This window comes from Pseudomonas sp. B21_DOA, from assembly GCA_030544685.1.
In the GTDB taxonomy this organism is placed as follows: domain Bacteria; phylum Pseudomonadota; class Gammaproteobacteria; order Pseudomonadales; family Pseudomonadaceae; genus Aquipseudomonas; species Aquipseudomonas fluorescens_AO.
Genome location: CP086683.1, coordinates 5,258,750 through 5,275,352, shown reverse-complemented (window position 1 = coordinate 5,275,352; position 16,603 = coordinate 5,258,750). Strand labels below are relative to the sequence as shown.

Annotated in this window: 11 protein-coding genes and 5 pseudogenes; 14 read left to right on the top strand and 2 right to left on the bottom strand. The window is 61.5% G+C overall.

Going from position 1 to position 16,603, the window contains the following annotated elements; genetic code table 11:
- Window positions 1-12: 12 nt before the first annotated feature.
- The 11 genes and pseudogenes from LJU32_24425 (at window position 13) to LJU32_24375 (ending at window position 9,189) form a co-directional block, all read left to right on the top strand.
- Window positions 13-647: pseudogene (locus LJU32_24425) on the top strand (MotA/TolQ/ExbB proton channel family protein).
- The gene (locus LJU32_24420) at window positions 644-1,072 is read left to right on the top strand and encodes a biopolymer transporter ExbD (GenBank protein WKV88514.1); all 429 of its coding nucleotides are present in this window, start codon (window positions 644-646) and stop codon (window positions 1,070-1,072) included. The pseudogene LJU32_24425 and the gene LJU32_24420 overlap by 4 nt, the downstream one beginning before the upstream one ends.
- A complete protein-coding gene (lpxK, locus tag LJU32_24415) occupies window positions 1,072-2,082 on the top strand; it encodes a tetraacyldisaccharide 4'-kinase (GenBank protein ID WKV88513.1) in 1,011 nt (336 codons plus the stop codon). Before LJU32_24420 ends, lpxK begins: the two co-directional genes overlap by 1 nt.
- 23 nt (window positions 2,083-2,105) lie before the next feature.
- Window positions 2,106-2,291, top strand: a complete 186-nt coding sequence (locus LJU32_24410; GenBank protein ID WKV88512.1) for a Trm112 family protein — start codon at window positions 2,106-2,108, stop codon at window positions 2,289-2,291.
- On the top strand, window positions 2,288-3,052 hold the full coding sequence (gene kdsB, locus LJU32_24405; protein ID WKV88511.1) for a 3-deoxy-manno-octulosonate cytidylyltransferase: 765 nt from the start codon (window positions 2,288-2,290) through the stop codon (window positions 3,050-3,052). The genes LJU32_24410 and kdsB overlap by 4 nt, the downstream gene beginning before the upstream one ends.
- Window positions 3,052-3,516, top strand: a complete 465-nt coding sequence (locus LJU32_24400) for a low molecular weight phosphotyrosine protein phosphatase (GenBank protein ID WKV88510.1) — start codon at window positions 3,052-3,054, stop codon at window positions 3,514-3,516. The genes kdsB and LJU32_24400 overlap by 1 nt, the downstream gene beginning before the upstream one ends.
- Window positions 3,513-4,532, top strand: coding sequence for a UDP-N-acetylmuramate dehydrogenase (gene murB / locus LJU32_24395; protein ID WKV88509.1), 1,020 nt, complete (start codon window positions 3,513-3,515; stop codon window positions 4,530-4,532). The genes LJU32_24400 and murB overlap by 4 nt, the downstream gene beginning before the upstream one ends.
- A 299-nt stretch (window positions 4,533-4,831) precedes the next feature.
- Window positions 4,832-5,302, top strand: a complete 471-nt coding sequence (locus tag LJU32_24390) for a (2Fe-2S)-binding protein (GenBank protein ID WKV88508.1) — start codon at window positions 4,832-4,834, stop codon at window positions 5,300-5,302.
- Window positions 5,299-7,616: pseudogene (locus LJU32_24385) on the top strand (xanthine dehydrogenase family protein molybdopterin-binding subunit). Before LJU32_24390 ends, LJU32_24385 begins: the two are co-directional and overlap by 4 nt.
- Window positions 7,616-8,596 carry an XdhC family protein gene (locus LJU32_24380; GenBank protein WKV88507.1) on the top strand — a complete coding sequence of 327 codons (981 nt, stop codon included), beginning with the start codon at window positions 7,616-7,618 and terminating at the stop codon, window positions 8,594-8,596. Before LJU32_24385 ends, LJU32_24380 begins: the two are co-directional and overlap by 1 nt.
- On the top strand, window positions 8,593-9,189 hold the full coding sequence (locus LJU32_24375; GenBank protein ID WKV88506.1) for a nucleotidyltransferase family protein: 597 nt from the start codon (window positions 8,593-8,595) through the stop codon (window positions 9,187-9,189). The genes LJU32_24380 and LJU32_24375 overlap by 4 nt, the downstream gene beginning before the upstream one ends.
- A gap of 100 nt (window positions 9,190-9,289) precedes the next feature.
- Here the strand turns inward: LJU32_24375 and rne are convergent.
- Window positions 9,290-12,555: pseudogene (rne, locus tag LJU32_24370) on the bottom strand (ribonuclease E).
- A 699-nt stretch (window positions 12,556-13,254) separates the two neighbouring features.
- On the opposite strand from rne, the pseudogene rluC reads away from it, so the two are divergent.
- The 3 genes and pseudogenes from rluC to sppA all read left to right on the top strand — a co-directional run bounded on the left by rluC (window position 13,255) and on the right by sppA (window position 15,875).
- Window positions 13,255-14,213: pseudogene (gene rluC, locus LJU32_24365) on the top strand (23S rRNA pseudouridine(955/2504/2580) synthase RluC).
- A complete protein-coding gene (locus LJU32_24360; protein ID WKV88505.1) occupies window positions 14,200-14,862 on the top strand; it encodes an HAD-IA family hydrolase in 663 nt (220 codons plus the stop codon). The pseudogene rluC and the gene LJU32_24360 overlap by 14 nt, the downstream one beginning before the upstream one ends.
- A gap of 24 nt (window positions 14,863-14,886) precedes the next feature.
- Window positions 14,887-15,875 (top strand): annotated as a pseudogene (gene sppA / locus LJU32_24355) (signal peptide peptidase SppA).
- An 85-nt stretch (window positions 15,876-15,960) separates the two neighbouring features.
- Here the strand turns inward: sppA and LJU32_24350 are convergent.
- On the bottom strand, window positions 15,961-16,539 hold the full coding sequence (locus LJU32_24350; protein WKV88504.1) for a Maf-like protein: 579 nt from the start codon (window positions 16,537-16,539) through the stop codon (window positions 15,961-15,963).
- Between the last annotated feature and the right edge of the window lie 64 nt (window positions 16,540-16,603).

Here is a 16,603-nt window from a genome sequence, read left to right as displayed (position 1 = left end):
GGGACTGTCACTGTGTGGGAATTGGTCAAATCCGGCGGCTGGATGATGTTGCCGATCATTCTGAGTTCCATCGCGGCCATGGCGATCGTCGCCGAGCGCCTGTGGACACTGCGCGCCAGTCGCGTCACCCCCGAGCATCTGCTGGGTCAGGTCTGGGTCTGGATCAAGGACAAGCAGCTCAACAAGGAAAAACTCAAGGAACTGCGCGCCAACTCGCCGCTGGGGAAATCCTCGCCGCAGGCCTGGCCAATTCCAAGCATGGTCGCGAGATCATGAAAGAGTGCATCGAAGAGGCCGCCGCGCGGGTCATTCATGAACTCGAACGCTACATCAACGCGCTCGGCACCATCGCCGCCATGGCGCCGCTGCTCGGCCTGCTCGGCACCGTGCTGGGCATGATCGACATTTTCAGTGCCTTCACCGGCTCCGGCATGACCACCAATGCTTCGGTATTGGCCGGCGGTATTTCCAAAGCGCTGATCACGACCGCAGCGGGCCTGATGGTCGGTATTCCGGCGGTGTTCTTCCACCGCTTCCTGCAACGTCGTATCGACGAGCTGGTGGTCGGCATGGAGCAGGAAGCGATCAAACTGGTGGAAGTGGTGCAGGGCGACCGTGATGTCGACCTGGCCGAGGGCAAAGCGTGAAATTCCGTCGCAAGCCCCGGGAAACCGTGGACATCAACCTCGCGTCGCTGATTGACGTGGTGTTCATTCTGCTGCTGTTTTTCGTGGTCACTACCACCTTCACTCGGGAAACCCAGTTGCGCGTGGATCTGCCGGAAGCGGTCAGCGGTTCGCCTGCCGAAGATCAGCAGGTCAAACAGCTGGACGTCGCGATCAGCGCCGAAGGCGTGTTCTCGGTGAACAACAAGATTCTGCCGAAGAATGATCTGGCGACGCTGATGGAAGCCATGCAGAAAGAATCCAACGGCGACACCAACATGCCATTGTCGATCAGTGCCGATGGCAAGGCCCAGCATCAATCAGTGATCACCGCTATGGACGCGGCCGGCAAGCTCGGTTTCAGCCATCTGCGCATGACCACGGTCGAGGCGGCGCCGAAATCCTGATGAGCCTGTCCGATCGCCTGCTCGCCGCGTGGTATCAGGGGCATCCGGCCCTGACGCTGCTGCGGCCACTGGAAATGCTGTATCGCCGCGTGGTGATCAACAAGCGTCAGCGCTTTCTCGACGGCGAAGGTGAAATCTACCAATCGCCGGTGCCGTTGATCGTGGTCGGCAATATCACCGTTGGCGGCACCGGCAAGACGCCGATGATTCTCTGGCTGATCGAACATTGCCGGCGCCGTGGATTGCGCGTCGGCGTGGTCAGTCGTGGTTATGGCGCCAAACCGCCGCAACTGCCGTGGCGGGTTGAGGCCGAGCACAGTGCCGAGATTGCCGGTGACGAGCCGCTGCTGATTGTCCAGCGCACCGGCGTGCCGCTGATGATCGACCCTGATCGCAGCGCCGCCGTCAAAGCCTTGATCGCCAGTGAGCCACTGGACCTGATTCTGTCTGACGACGGCATGCAGCATTATCGCCTCGCGCGGGATCTGGAACTGGTGCTGATCGATGCCGCACGGGGCCTGGGCAATCAGCGCTGTCTGCCGGCCGGGCCGTTGCGTGAGCCGGTCGAGCGCCTGCAAAGCGTTGATGGCGTGCTGTTCAACGGTGCCCTTGATGATCGCGACGATGGTTTCGCCTTCCGCCTGCAACCTACGGCCCTGGTCAATCTGCGCAGCGGCGAGCGTCAGTCGCTCGAGCATTTCCCGCCCGGGCAAGCGCTGCATGCGGTGGCCGGGATCGGCAACCCGCAACGTTTCTTCAATACCCTCGAAGCGCTAGACTGGCGGCCGATCGCCCATGCATTTGCCGACCACGCCGAGTACAGCGTGCAGGCGTTGAATTTCATCCCGTCATTGCCGTTGGTGATGACCGAAAAGGACGCGGTGAAGTGCCGTGCCTTTGCTGCTGCCGACTGGTGGTATCTGGCGGTCGATGCCGTGCCGTCGCCGGCCTTCGTGGGCTGGTTCGACACCCAGCTGATGCGCCTGTTGCCGGATCGTCTGCTGCCTTAACTCTTTTATTTCTGGGAATGTTCATGGACACCAAACTGCTCGACATCCTCGCTTGCCCCGTGTGCAAAGGCCCGCTCAAGCTCAGCGCCGACAAGACCGAATTGATCAGCAAGGGCGCCGGCCTGGCCTATCCGATCCGCGACGGCATCCCGGTGATGCTGGAAAGCGAAGCGCGCACCCTGACCACCGACGAGCGTCTGGATAAATGACCACAGCCTTCACCGTTGTCATCCCGTCGCGGTTCGCCTCGACCCGTCTGCCGGGCAAGCCGTTGCTGGATATTGCCGGCAAACCGATGATCCAGCATGTCTGGGAACAGGCGAGCAAAAGCAGCGCGACCCGCGTCGTTGTTGCAACTGACGATGCACGCATCGTCGAGGCATGCAAAAGCTTTGGCGCCGAAGTGGTGCTGACCCGTGAAGATCACAACTCCGGCACTGATCGTCTGGCCGAGGTCGCGGCTAAACTGGGCCTTGCGCCTGATGCGATCGTGGTCAACGTCCAGGGCGATGAGCCGCTGATTCCGCCGAGTGTGATCGATCAGGTCGCCGCTAACCTTGCCGCTCACACCGAAGCGCGCATGGCCACGCTGGCTGAGCCGATCGAAGACGTGGAAACCCTGTTCAACCCCAACGTGGTCAAGGTCGCCAGCGACATCAACGGCCTCGCGCTGACTTTCAGCCGCGCGACCTTGCCATGGGCACGCGATGCATTTGCCAAGAGCCGCGAGCAGCTGCCAGAAGGCGTGCCCTATCGTCGCCACATCGGTATTTATGCCTATCGCGCCGGGTTCCTCCACGACTTCGTGAGCTGGGGGCCGTGCTGGCTGGAAAATACCGAATCTCTTGAGCAACTGCGTGCCTTGTGGCACGGCGTGCGTATCCATGTTGCCGACGCGCTGATCGCGCCGCCGACCGGTGTCGACACCGTTGAAGACCTTGAGCGGGTTCGTCGCCTGCTGGGGGCCTGATGCGCGTTCTGTTTGTGTGCCTGGGCAACATCTGCCGTTCGCCCACCGCTGAAGGTGTGTTGCGTCACAAGTTGCGTGAAGCCGGGCTGGCCGATGTGGTCGAAGTGGCCTCCGCCGGCACCGGTGACTGGCACGTCGGCAACCCGCCGGACAAGCGCAGCCAGGCCGCGGCGAAAGTGCGCGGTTATGACCTGTCGACGCAACGCGCGCAGCAGGTCAGCCGGGCCGATTTCGCCAGCTACGACCTGATTCTCGCCATGGACAACAGCAATCTGCGCAATCTCAAGGCCCTGCAGCCGTCCACCGGCAGAGCCGAGCTGGATCTGTTTTTGCGTCGTTATTCCGGGTTGGTCGATGAAGTGCCGGATCCGTATTACGACGGTGATCAGGGTTTCGAGCAGGTGCTCGATCTGATCGAAGCGGCCTGCGACCAGTTGCTGATCGAAGTGAAGGGCCGTTTATGAGTTTGCAGGTCCAACCGCAAGTATCGTTGCAGGCCTTCAATACGTTTGGCGTCGATGTGCGCGCGCAGCTGTTTGCCGAAGCCCGCAGTGATGACGATGTCCGCGAAGCGCTGGCCTATGCCGCTTCCCATGACGTGCCGTTGCTGGTGATCGGCGGCGGCAGCAACTTGCTGCTCACGGCGGATATTGCGGCGTTGGTATTGCGCATGGCCACGCGCGGCATCCGCGTGCTCAGCGACGATGGCAGTCGCGTGGTGGTCGAGGCGGAAGCGGGCGAACCGTGGCATCCGTTCGTGCAGCACACGCTGGCCGCGGGTTTTGCCGGGCTGGAAAACCTCAGCCTGATTCCCGGCACCGTCGGCGCCGCGCCGATGCAGAACATCGGCGCCTATGGTGTCGAGATCAAGGACGTGTTTGCCGGCCTGACTGCGCTCGACCGCGAGAGCGGCGAGCTGCGGGATTTCAGCCTGGAGCAGTGCAATTTCGGCTACCGCGACAGTGTGTTCAAGCAGCAGCCGGGACGTTGGCTGATCCTGCGGGTGCGCTTCAAGCTTGATCGCGCCGCGCACCTGCATCTGGAATACGGCCCGGTCCGTCAGCGCCTGAGCGAGCAGGGCATCGAGCAGCCGACGCCCAGCGATGTCAGCCGCGCCATCTGCAGCATCCGCAGTGAAAAACTGCCGGACCCGGCGGTGCTCGGCAATGCCGGCAGCTTCTTCAAGAATCCGCTGGTGCCCGCCGCTGTCGTCACGCAGATCAAAGCGCAGCACCCGGATCTGGTGGCTTACCCGCAAGCCGATGGGCAGATGAAACTGGCCGCTGGCTGGCTGATCGAACGCGCCGGTTGGAAGGGTTTTCGCGATGGCGACGCCGGCGTGCACAAGTTGCAGGCGCTGGTGCTGGTCAACTACGGCACGGCCACCGGCCTGCAACTGCTCGACCTGGCGCAACGTATCCAGAAAGACATCGCCGAACGGTTTAATGTCGAACTGGAAATGGAGCCCAATCGGTATTGAAGCAGCTGCAAGTTTCAAGCTTCGAGCGGCAAGCTGCACTGCGTCATGAGCTATCTGCCGCTCTTGCTTGCAGCTTGTAGCTAGAAACTTGCAGCTAAAAAGCCCTGTATAAGCAGGGCTTTTTTGTTAATGCTGGGTTAACTTAGCCGCCTAACGATACCAATCATTTGCTTCACCCAAGGCGCGGTTGCGAGCTGCAATCTGCGAGCGAATCAGACGCGCCTTCACTTTGAGCTTGCAGCTTGCAGCTTGCCGCTAAGATGTAACCCATAACCACTAAAAAATATGCGGGCGTGCCCATGATTACCCTGAAACTCAACGGTCAAGACCACTCCCTCGATGTCACCGAAGACATGCCGCTGTTGTGGGCGATTCGTGACGTCGCCGGTTACAACGGCACCAAATTCGGTTGCGGCATGGGCCTGTGCGGCGCCTGCACCATCCATATTGACGGCTTGCCGGCACGCAGTTGCATCACGCCGATCGGCTCGGTGATCGGCCAGAACGTCACCACCATCGACAATCTCCACGCCGACCCGGTAGGCCAGGTCGTGCAGCAAGCCTGGCTCGACAGCGCCGTGGCTCAATGCGGTTATTGCCAGGGCGGGCAGATCATGTCGGCCACCGCTCTGCTGAAAACCAACCCCAACCCGAGCGACGAGCAGATCGAAGAAGCCATGGTCGGCAATATCTGCCGCTGCGGTACTTACAACCGGATCAAAACCGCGATCCGCCAGGCCTCCACCCAACTGAAGGGGGTGAAGGCATGAGCCGCGTCCCGAATGATTTCGCCCTGAGCAACCTCAGCCGCCGTGGGTTTCTCAAAGGCGTCGGCGCCACCAGCGCGCTGGTCCTCGCCGCGAGCTGGGGCTGGCAGGATGCGCTGGCCGATGACGCGAAGAGGTTTGGCGCCGATGGCATGCCCAATGGCTGGATCGACGATCCCAAGGTCTACGTGAGCATTGCTGCCGATGGCAGCGTCACCGTGGTGTGCAACCGTTCGGAAATGGGCCAGGGGTGCGCACCAGCCTGAGCATGGTGGTCGCCGATGAACTTGAGGCCGATTGGGCTCAGGTCAAAGTGCAGCAGGCGCCGGGTGACGAAGTGCGCTTCGGCAACCAGGACACCGATGGTTCGCGCAGCATGCGTCACTGGTACGAGCCGATGCGTCGTTGCGGCGCCGCGGCGCGAACCATGCTCGAACAGGCCGCTGCTGCGCAGTGGAAAGTGCCGGTTGGCGAATGCCATGCGCAATTGCACAAAGTCATTCACAAACCGTCCGGCCGCGAACTGGGCTACGGCGAACTCGCCGCTGCCGCCAGTGCGCTGGCAGTACCGGCGCGTGACAGCCTGCGACTCAAGCAGCCGTCGGAATTTCGCTACATCGGTAAGGAAGGCACCAAGGCCATCGACGGTGCCGATATCGTCAATGGCCGCGCAGTGTACGGCGCTGACGTGCATTTCGACGGCATGCTCTACGCCACCATCGCTCGTCCGGCGGTGTATGGCGGCAAGGTCAAAAGCCTCGATGACAGCGCCGCACTGAAAGTCCCCGGCGTGCTAAAAGTCATGCAGATTGAAGGCCGACCGTTGCCGTCGGAGTTTCAGCCACTGGGCGGCGTCGCGGTTGTGGCCAGCAACACCTGGGCGGCGATCAAGGGCCGCGAGGCGCTGAAGATCGAGTGGGATGACGGCCCGAATGCCAGTTATGACTCGATTGCCTATCGCAAAGAGCTTGAAGCCGCGTCGCTGAAGGCCGGCAAAGTGGTGCGTAACACCGGTGATATCGACAAGGCCTTGAGCGGCGCCGCCAGCACTCTCGAAGCCTCGTATTACCTGCCGCACCTGGCGCAGGCACCGATGGAACCAATGGTCGCCATCGCGCGATTCAAGGACGGCGTCTGCGAAGCCTGGGCGCCGAGTCAGGCACCGCAGGTCACCCGTGAGCGCATCGCCGAGCGTATTGGCGTGCCGTTCGAAAAGGTCACCTTCAATGTGACATTGCTGGGCGGTGGTTTCGGGCGCAAGTCGAAACCGGACTTCATCGTCGAAGCGGCGATTCTCGCCAAGGAGTTCCCGGGCAAGGCTGTACGGGTGCAGTGGACCCGCGAAGACGACATCCACAATTCGTATTTCCACACGGTGTCGGCGGAATATCTGAAAGCGGGCATCGACAAGAACGGCCTGCCGTCCGGGTGGCTGCATCGCACCGTGGCGCCGAGCATCACTGCGTTGTTTGCGCCGGACATGAACCACGAGGCCGCGTTCGAGTTGGGCATGGGCTTTACCAACATGGCCTACGCAATTCCCAACGTGCGCCTGGAAAACCCCGAAGCCAAGGTGCACACGCGGGTCGGCTGGTATCGCTCGGTGTCGAACATTCCCCACGGCTTCGCGATTCAGAGCTTCGTCGACGAACTGGCGCACAAGGCCGGTGAAGATCCGCTCAAGTACCAGATCAAATTGCTCGGCCCGGATCGGCAGATCGATCCACGCACCTTGAGCGAGGAGTGGAACTACGGGGAATCGCCCGAGCGTTATCCGATCGACACCGGGCGCATGCGCACGGTGCTGGAAACTGCCGCCCAGGCCGCCGGTTGGGGGCGCAAGCTGCCAAAGGGCCGTGGGCTCGGTCTGGCGGTGCATTACAGCTTCGTCACCTATGTGGCGGCAGTGATCGAAGTCGAGGTCAAGGACGACGGTTCGCTGATCGTGCACAAGGCCGACATCGCCGTCGACTGCGGGCCGCAGATCAACCCTGAGCGCATCCGTTCGCAGTTCGAAGGCGCGTGCGTCATGGGCCTGGGCAACGCTGTACTCGGCGAAATCAGCTTCAAGGACGGCAAGGTCCAGCAGGACAACTTCCATATGTACGAGGTCGCGCGCATGTCGCTGGCGCCCAAGGAAGTTGCGGTGCATCTGGTCACGCCTCCAGGTGACGTGCCGTTGGGTGGCGTCGGTGAGCCGGGTGTGCCGCCGATTGCCCCGGCGCTGTGCAATGCGATCTTCGCCGCCACCGGCAAGCGCATCCGCAATCTGCCGGTGCGGTATCAGTTGCAAGGCTGGCAGAAGGCGCAAGCGTAATGGACAGCGTCGATCTCAACGTCCTGCGCAGCGTCCTCGAATGGCGCCGCGCCGGGCAGCGGGTGGTGCTGTTCAGCGTGGTGCAGACCTGGGGCACCGCGCCGCGCTCGCCCGGCGCCATGCTCGCCTTGCGCGAGGATGGTGTGGTGATCGGTTCGGTGTCAGGCGGCTGTGTCGAAGATGACTTGATCGCGCGACTGCATGACGGTCGCATCGCCACTGACGGCCCGCCGGTGCAGATGATTACTTACGGCGTGACCCGCGAGGAGGCCGCGCGTTTCGGCCTGCCTTGCGGCGGCACTTTACGCCTGACCGAAGAGCGTGTCGGCGACCCGGCGTGGGTGGCCGAGCTGCTGCAGCGTTGCGAAAACCATGAAATCGTTGCCCGGGAACTGAACATCGAAACCGGCGAGGTGCGGCTGGCTGCGGCGAGCAAGTCCGATTCGCTGGTGTTCGATGGCAAGGTTCTGCGGGCGATTTACGGCCCGCGCTGGCGCTTGTTGCTGATCGGTGCCGGGCAGTTGTCGCGCTACGTCGCCGACATGGCGCGGCTGCTGGATTTCGAAGTGCTGATCTGCGACCCGCGCAGCGAGTTCGTTTACGGCTGGGAAGAGCAGCATGGCCGTTTCGTCCCCGGCATGCCGGATGAGGCTGTGCTGAACATCCAGACCGACGAGCGCACGGCGATTGTCGCCCTGACTCACGATCCACGCCTGGATGACATGGCTTTGCTCACCGCGCTCGACTCGCCGGCGTTCTACGTCGGCGCGCTTGGCTCGCGGGTCAACAGCCAGAAGCGCCGGGAAAATCTGGCTCAGCTAGGCTTGTCGCAAACGTCGATTGATCGCTTGCACGGGCCGATCGGCCTGCACATCGGTAGTCATTCGCCGGCAGAGATCGCCTTGTCCTTGCTGGCGGAAATTGTTGCGATCAAGAACGGTGTGGAGTTGAAGCAGAAAAAACCGCTGGAGGGTGCATGAGCCAATCCATCGCAGTGATCGTGCTGGCGGCGGGCGAGGGCAATCGTTTTCGCCAGATCGCCGGGCCAGACAAAGACAAATTGCTCGCTGATTGCACCGGGCGCGACGGCGCGGTTCGCTCGGTAGTCGAGCAGGTGCTGGTGAACCTGCCGGCCAGTCTCGACAAACGTGTACTGGTCACCACCGAAGCGCGACCGCAGGCGATGCGCATGGCCCAGGCTTACGGCTGCGACGTGGTGTCGATCGAATCGACCGGCATGGGCGACAGCATTGCCGCCGGTGTTGCCGCTTGCCCGGACGCTGATGGCTGGTTGATTGTGCTCGGCGATATGCCGTTTATCTTGCCTTCGAGTATCGAGCGAGTGCTCGCGGCGATGGCTGATGACGCGGTGAGCGTGCCGGTGCTGGATGGCGAATTTGGCCATCCGGTGGGGTTTGGTCGTTCGTTTGGCGCGCAATTGCAGGCGCTGACCGGCGATCGTGGCGCACGGCCGTTGTTTGCGCAGGGACGGGTGGTGGAAGTGGCGGTGGATGATCCTGGCGTGTTGTGGGATATCGATGTGCCTGAATCTCTGGTATTTCCTCGGCCCTGAGCCGTGTTGTATCCCTTGTGGGAGCGATGATGCTGGATTTCAGGCAATAAAAAGCCCCGCCAGGCTTTCACCAGGCGGGGCTTTTTAACGGCTTCAGGAATTACACGAGTGGTTTAGGCTCGTGCTCTTTTTCCTGAGCTTCTTCTCGCTGCTCTACCGCGTCCTGAACGGAGCGTGGCGCTTCAGCGATCACCGCTTCAACCGATGCTTCTTCAGCGACCGGGGCAGGGCTGCCTCGATCACTTCAGTTGCAGGGGCTGGTTCGGCAGCAACCGGAGCCGCAGCGGCAGCCAGTTCGGCTTCCTTCTGCAGACGCTCGGCTTCACGCTTGCGACGGCGCACTTCACGCGGGTCGTTTGGTGCGCGGCCGTTTGGCGTCAGGGCGCTGACCGGAGCCGGCGCTTCAACCACTGGCGCTGGCGCTTCGACTGCGGCGGGTGCTTCTTCAACCTGAGCTTCGGCAACCGGAGCTTCAACCACTGGTGTCGGCGCTGGCTCTGCTGCTGCAACTACTGGCTCGGAAACCATGGCTTGCGGCACTTCGGCTTCAGCGACTGGCGCCGGAACTTCGGTCACAGCTGGCTCGGCAACCCAGTTGAACGCAGTCTGCTCTTCGCGAACTTCACGCACGGTTTTGGTCACGTTTTCGCTGACGGTTTCTACCGCTGGCTCAGTGGCGGCCGCTGGTGCTTCGACGACAGCTTCCGGTTCGGCAGTTGCTTCAGCCTGAGGCTGAGCTTCGCGGACCGGAGCGACTTCGATTTCCGGTGCAGCAGTCACTTCCACAGCAGTGGTGGCTTCGACAACCGGCGCTTCGACTGGAGCAGTTTCCAGTGTGGCGGCAGTGGCGCGTTCAGCCTGCTCGTGAGCTTGGGCTTCTGCCGGAGCGCTGATGGTGCTGCTGGCAACGGCAGTGGTGACGGCCAGGCCAGCGGCCAGATCGGCAGTGCTTGGCTCGCCAGCGTTTTCAGCGGACTCGGACTCTTCCGAACCTTCGATCACATTGCCATTGGCGTCACGTTGACGCTCGCGACGGTTGCTGCGACGACGCTGACCACGGGAGCGACGACGTGGACGATCGCCTTCGGCGTTGTCCTGACCGTCTTCCGGCAGTTGCTCTTCGTTGTTGCTGTTCACTTCTTCTTCAGCGACGGCAGCAGCGGCCTGATCGGAACGCGGTTGACGCTCTTCACGCGGCGGACGCGGAGCGCGTTCTTCGCGTGGCTGACGGGCCGGACGCTCTTCAGCGGTCACGGCAGCAACGGCTGCGGCTGGCGCGGCGTCAAGTGGTTCACGCAGTTCACGCACGCGCTCTTCACGCTCGCCACGCGGCTTGCGATCTTCACGCGGTACGCGGGGTGCACGTTCTTCACGCGGGGCACGTGGTGCGCGCTCTTCGCGGGCTACCGGCGCTTCGCTGCGAGTTTCACGCGGCTCGCGGGCTTCACGTGGCTGACGCTCTTCGCGCGGCTCGCGCGGTGCGCGTTCTTCACGTGGAGCACGTTCTTCGCGCGGCTTGCGTTCTTCATCGCGGCGACCGTTACGGTTGCGGCTCTGCTGACGACCGTTGCGACGTTCTTCGTTACGGGCAGGACGCTCGGTGGCAGCCGGTTTCGCAACGGCAACCGGTGCGGCTGGCTCTTCCTTGGTGGCGAACAGGCTGACCAGCGACTTCACCAGACCCTTGAACAGGCTTGGCTCAGGCGCGGCAACCGGTGCCGGAGCAGGTGCGGCAGGTGCAACTTCAGTCGGCACCGGTGCGTTGGCACGGGCCGGCGCAGTTTTCACTGCAGCTTCCTGGCGAACCAGGGTGCGGGTCGCAGCGGCTGGCTGGACTTCTTCGACTTCGGCAGCGGCGGCAGCGATTTCGTAGCTGGACTGGTTGGTCGCAGCTTCCGGGCTGTCGTCACGCAGACGCTGCACTTCGAAGTGCGGCGTCTCGAGGTGATCGTTCGGCAGAATGACGATGCGGGCACGGGTGCGCAGTTCGATCTTGGTGATCGAGTTGCGTTTTTCGTTGAGCAGGAACGCAGCGACCGGGATCGGCACTTGCGCGCGAACTTCGGCGGTGCGGTCTTTCAGGGCTTCTTCTTCGATCAGGCGCAGGATGGCCAGCGACAGCGATTCAACGTCACGGATGATGCCGGTGCCGTTGCAACGCGGGCAGACGATGCCGCTGCTTTCGCCCAGCGATGGACGCAGGCGCTGACGGGACATTTCCAGCAGGCCGAAACGCGAGATGCGACCGATCTGCACACGGGCGCGGTCAGCTTCCAGGCATTCGCGGACTTTCTCTTCCACGGCGCGCTGGTTCTTGGCCGGGGTCATGTCGATGAAGTCGATGACGATCAGGCCGCCGATGTCGCGCAAGCGCAACTGACGGGCGATTTCTTCGGCGGCTTCAAGGTTGGTCTGCAGGGCGGTTTCTTCGATGTCGCTGCCTTTGGTGGCGCGCGCCGAGTTGATGTCGATGGACACCAGTGCTTCGGTAGGATCGATGACGATGGAGCCGCCGGAAGGCAGTTCAACGACGCGCTGGAATGCGGTCTCGATCTGGCTTTCGATCTGGAAACGGTTGAACAGCGGCACGCTGTCTTCGTACAGCTTGATCTTGCTGGCGTACTGCGGCATCACCTGACGGATGAAGGTCAGGGCTTCGTCCTGGGCTTCAACGCTGTCGATCAGCACTTCGCCGATGTCCTGGCGCAGGTAATCGCGGATGGCGCGGATGATCACGTTGCTTTCCTGATAGATCAGGAAAGGCGCGGAACGATCCAGCGAGGCTTCTTTGATGGCGGTCCACAGTTGCAGCAGGTAGTCGAGGTCCCACTGCATTTCTTCGCTGCTGCGGCCCAGGCCAGCAGTGCGCACGATCAGGCCCATGTCGGCCGGAGCAACCAGGCCGTTCAGCGCTTCACGCAGTTCGTTGCGCTCTTCGCCTTCGATGCGACGGGAGATGCCGCCGGCACGCGGGTTGTTCGGCATCAGTACGAGGTAGCGACCGGCGAGGCTGATGAAGGTGGTCAGGGCGGCGCCCTTGTTGCCACGCTCTTCTTTCTCGACCTGAACGATGACTTCCTGGCCTTCGCTCAGGACATCCTTGATGTTGACGCGGCCTTCGGGCGCTTTCTTGAAGTATTCGCGGGAGATTTCTTTGAGGGGCAGGAAGCCGTGGCGCTCGGAGCCGAAATCGACAAAGGCAGCCTCAAGGCTTGGTTCGATGCGAGTGATGCGGCCTTTATAGATGTTGGCCTTCTTCTGCTCGCGTGCACCGGATTCGATGTCCAGGTCGTAGAGGCGCTGGCCGTCTACCAGTGCAACACGCAACTCTTCGGGTTGAGTTGCGTTAATCAGCATTCTTTTCATGTAGTACCGTCGGTTTCCGGGCTGCCGGAAACGGCGTTCGGCACACACGACTTCTCACGGTCGGTGTCAGGTGCGTCGGGAGTGGTTGGCCATTCCCGTGTCCAGCGATGTGCGGCCAATTGGGCCGATACCGCGACGTACGCGTCCTGCTTGCTGTGGCTACTTAAGCACTCAGTCAGGAGGAGGAATCAACCAGCGGCTGTGGACGAGATGAAGCGTCTTGATCAAAGCTTGTTGCTACACAGTCCGGCGGTTGTGCATCTCCACCCTACACGTATCCCTGATAATTCGGGTGCTGCCGCGCGCAGAATCCGCAGCGGGTTGGCATTTACCGTGAGCTCCGAAAGGGGAGGTCACGCATCATGGCTAATTCAGGCGATGTTTCCGAAGCAATCGCTCGGGGTCATTCGCAGTCGACTGCACTTTGTGAACTGGCCTTGAATGTTGCCTGCCGGGCGAGTGAGAACTCTGCTCGGCGGTGTAATTCAGGCCTCATGTCACCTGCGCTCGTTACAACCACAAACTCCACCGTTACGTAGCGAAAGCCCCGTAGGACGGCCTCGCGCCCTGGTGAATTGCGTTGGTCAGGGCCGGTCTTTGACCGTGGTTCCGCTGTCCAGGCCGCTTTTGGCGGCGTTCGCGACTATAGCAGCAATGATTAAGTGCTTCAATTCCATAAAAATTGTTATCATCCGCGGCATGACAACTACTGCCCCTTCGACTCCAGGCGTTCAACTGCTTGAAGTCTCGCCGGAGTATGCCGGCCAACGAATCGACAACTTTCTCCTCGCCCGGCTCAAAGGCGTGCCCAAGACCTTGATTTACCGCATTTTGCGCAAAGGCGAAGTGCGCGTGAACAAAGGTCGGATCAAGCCCGAATACAAGCTGCAGGCCGGCGATATCGTGCGCGTGCCGCCGGTTCGCGTGCCTGAGCGTGACGAGCCGGTGCCGCTGGCCCAGGGGCTGTTGCAGCGCCTGGAAGCCTCGATCGTCTTCGAAGACAAAGCCCTGATCGTGATCAACAAGCCCGCCGGCATTGCGGTTCATGGCGGCAGCGGGCTGAACTTCGGCGTGATCGAAGCCTTTCGTCAGTTGCGTCCCGATGCCAAGGAGTTGGAGCTGGTTCACCGTCTCGACCGTGACACCTCCGGCCTGCTGATGATCGCCAAAAACGCAGCATGTTGCGCCACCTGCACGAGCAACTGCGTGGCGATGGCGTCGACAAGCGTTACATGGCACTGGTCCGTGGCAACTGGGCAACCTCGATCAAGCAGGTTCGCGCACCGTTGCTCAAGAGCAATCTGCGTTCCGGCGAGCGCATGGTCGAAGTCAACGATGAAGGCAAAGAAGCCCTGACGATGTTCAAGGTGCTGCGCCGCTTCGGTGATTTTGCCACCATGGTCGAAGCTAAGCCGGTTACCGGTCGTACCCACCAGATTCGCGTGCACACCTTGCATGCTGGCCATTGCATCGCCGGTGACAGTAAGTATGGCGACGAGGATTTCACCAAGGAAATCCGAGATCTGGGTGGTAAGCGCCTGTTCCTGCACGCTTACATGCTGACGGTGCCGCTGCCTGACGGTGGCAAGCTGAATTTGCAAGCGCCCGTCGATGAAATGTGGGCCAAAACCGTGGAGCGATTGAGTGCGCCCATCTGATTACAAACTGCTGATTTTCGACTGGGACGGCACCCTCGCCGATTCCATCCATCGGATCGTCGAGGCCATGCACTCGGCCTCCGGGCGTTCCGGTTTCGAGTTGCGCGATGACTTCGCCGTCAAAGGCATCATCGGTCTCGGCTTGCCGGAAGCGATTCGCACGCTATACCCCGAGATCAGCGACGCAGAATTGCTCGCGTTTCGCGAGTATTACGCCGATCACTACATCGCTGCCGAAGCTGTGCCTTCGCCGTTGTTCGAAGGTGTGGTCGAGTCGATGGCATCGTTTCGCGAGCAGGGTTATCACTTGGCGGTTGCGACGGGCAAGAACCGGCGCGGACTGGATCGTGTGCTCAAGGCCAACGGATGGGAAGATTATTTCGATATCACCCGCGCGGCCGATGAAACTGCCAGCAAGCCGCACCCTCTGATGCTTGAGCAGATTGTCAGCCACTGCGGCGTACGCCCGGAGCAGGCGTTGATGGTCGGTGATTCGTCGTTCGATCTGCTGATGGCGCGCAACGCGGGGATGGATTCGGTGGCGGTCAGTTATGGCGCACAATCGATCGAGTCCCTGCAACAGTTCGAGCCGCGCCTGTCGATTGACCGTTTTTCTGAATTGCACGCCTGGCTGGGTCAGCGGGCTTAACAGGTTTTTGTTGGGGTGGATGGCATGACCGACGAATGGAAAGCACCGGACAAGGCAAGTGCCGCCGACGGTGACGCGAAAAGCTGGAAGCTGTTGGAAAAGACTTTGCTGGCCGGTGTACAGGAACAACGCCGTTCGCGGCGCTGGGGGATTTTCTTCAAGCTGCTGACGTTTGTTTATCTGTTTGTTGCGCTGCTGCTGTTCACGCCGCTGATGGACATGGAAAAAGCGCCACCCGCGGCCCGAACTACACGGCGTTGATCGAGATCGACGGCGTCATTGCCGACAAGGAGCCAGCCAGCGCCGACAATATCGTTGGCAGCTTGCGCGCGGCGTTCGAAGACAAGAAGGTCAAGGGCGTGGTCCTGCGCATCAACAGTCCGGGCGGCAGTCCGGTGCAGTCTGGCTATGTCTATGACGAGATCAAGCGTCTGCGAGCTTTGCACCCGGAGATCAAGCTCTACGCAGTGATTTCCGATCTGGGTGCTTCGGGCGCCTATTACATCGCCAGCGCGGCGGATCAGATCTACGCCGACAAGGCCAGTCTGGTCGGCTCAATCGGCGTGACAGCAGCGGGTTACGGTTTTGTCGGCACCATGGAAAAACTCGGGGTTGAGCGTCGCACCTACACCTCGGGCGAGCACAAGGCATTCCTTGATCCGTTCCAGCCGCAAAAGCCTGAAGAAACCGCATTCTGGCAAAGCGTGCTCGACACCACGCACAAGCAGTTCATCAACAGCGTCAAGCAGGGTCGTGGCGATCGCCTGAAGGACAAGGAGCATCCAGAGCTGTTTTCCGGACTGGTCTGGTCGGGTGAGCAGGCGCTGCCGCTGGGCCTGATCGATGGCTTGGGCAGTGCCAGTTCGGTGGCGCGTGATGTGATTGGCGAGAAGGAGCTGGTGGACTTCACCGTGCAGGAATCGCCGTTTGATCGCTTCTCGAAAAAGCTCGGCGCCAGCGTGGCCGAGCAGTTGGCGATGTGGATGGGGTTCCACGGGCCGTCGTTGCGGTAAGACGTTTCAAGGTCGAAAGATCGCAGTCGGCGGCAACTCTTGCACGGATCGGTGTAGGAACTGCCGAAGGCTGCGATCTTTGCTTTTAAGGGATTTGCACGCCTTCGACCAATAACATATCGATCAGGCGAATCAGCGGCAGGCCGATCAGGCTGGTAGCATCCGGGCCTTCGGTCGATTGAAACAGGCTCACGCCCAGTCCTTCGGCCTTGAAGCTGCCGGCGCAGTCGTACGGTTGCTCGATGCGCAGGTAGCGTTCGATGCGCGCCTGATCCAGCTGACGCATGTGCACGGTAAACGGCACGCAGTCGACCTGGCATTGCCCGGTCTGGCTGTTGAGCAGTGCCAGCCCGGTCAGGAAGGTCACGCTCGCGCCGCTGGCCGCCATCAATTGCGCGCGGGCCTTTTCGAAGGTGTGCGGCTTGCCAATGATCTGTTCGCCCAGGACGGCGACCTGATCCGAGCCAATGATCAGATGAGCAGAGTGGCTGTCCGCCAGGGCGCGGGCTTTTTCTTCAGCGAGACGTTTGACCAGATCGATCGCGGATTCGCCCGGGCGGTGACTTTCGTCGATGTCCGGCGAGCCGCAGACGAACGGCAAGTGCAGGCGGGCGAGCAATTCGCGGCGATAAGTCGAGCTTGAAGCGAGTAATAAAGGCAGCATGGACGTCTCCTGAGGCAGGTACGGATTCTAGCGGAGGCGCGCAAGTGACGGACAGGGCACAATT

Bases quoted from the DNA above. Each gene is read 5' to 3' on its own strand.
- lpxK (WKV88513.1), top strand. From the start codon at position 1,072: ATGAGCCTGTCCGATCGCCTGCTCGCCGCGTGGTATCAGGGGCATCCG.
- LJU32_24410 (WKV88512.1), top strand. From the start codon at position 2,106: ATGGACACCAAACTGCTCGACATCCTCGCTTGCCCCGTGTGCAAAGGC.
- kdsB (WKV88511.1), top strand. From the start codon at position 2,288: ATGACCACAGCCTTCACCGTTGTCATCCCGTCGCGGTTCGCCTCGACC.
- LJU32_24400 (WKV88510.1), top strand. From the start codon at position 3,052: ATGCGCGTTCTGTTTGTGTGCCTGGGCAACATCTGCCGTTCGCCCACC.
- murB (WKV88509.1), top strand. From the start codon at position 3,513: ATGAGTTTGCAGGTCCAACCGCAAGTATCGTTGCAGGCCTTCAATACG.
- LJU32_24390 (WKV88508.1), top strand. From the start codon at position 4,832: ATGATTACCCTGAAACTCAACGGTCAAGACCACTCCCTCGATGTCACC.
- LJU32_24380 (WKV88507.1), top strand. From the start codon at position 7,616: ATGGACAGCGTCGATCTCAACGTCCTGCGCAGCGTCCTCGAATGGCGC.
- LJU32_24375 (WKV88506.1), top strand. From the start codon at position 8,593: ATGAGCCAATCCATCGCAGTGATCGTGCTGGCGGCGGGCGAGGGCAAT.
- LJU32_24350 (WKV88504.1), bottom strand. From the start codon at position 16,539: ATGCTGCCTTTATTACTCGCTTCAAGCTCGACTTATCGCCGCGAATTG.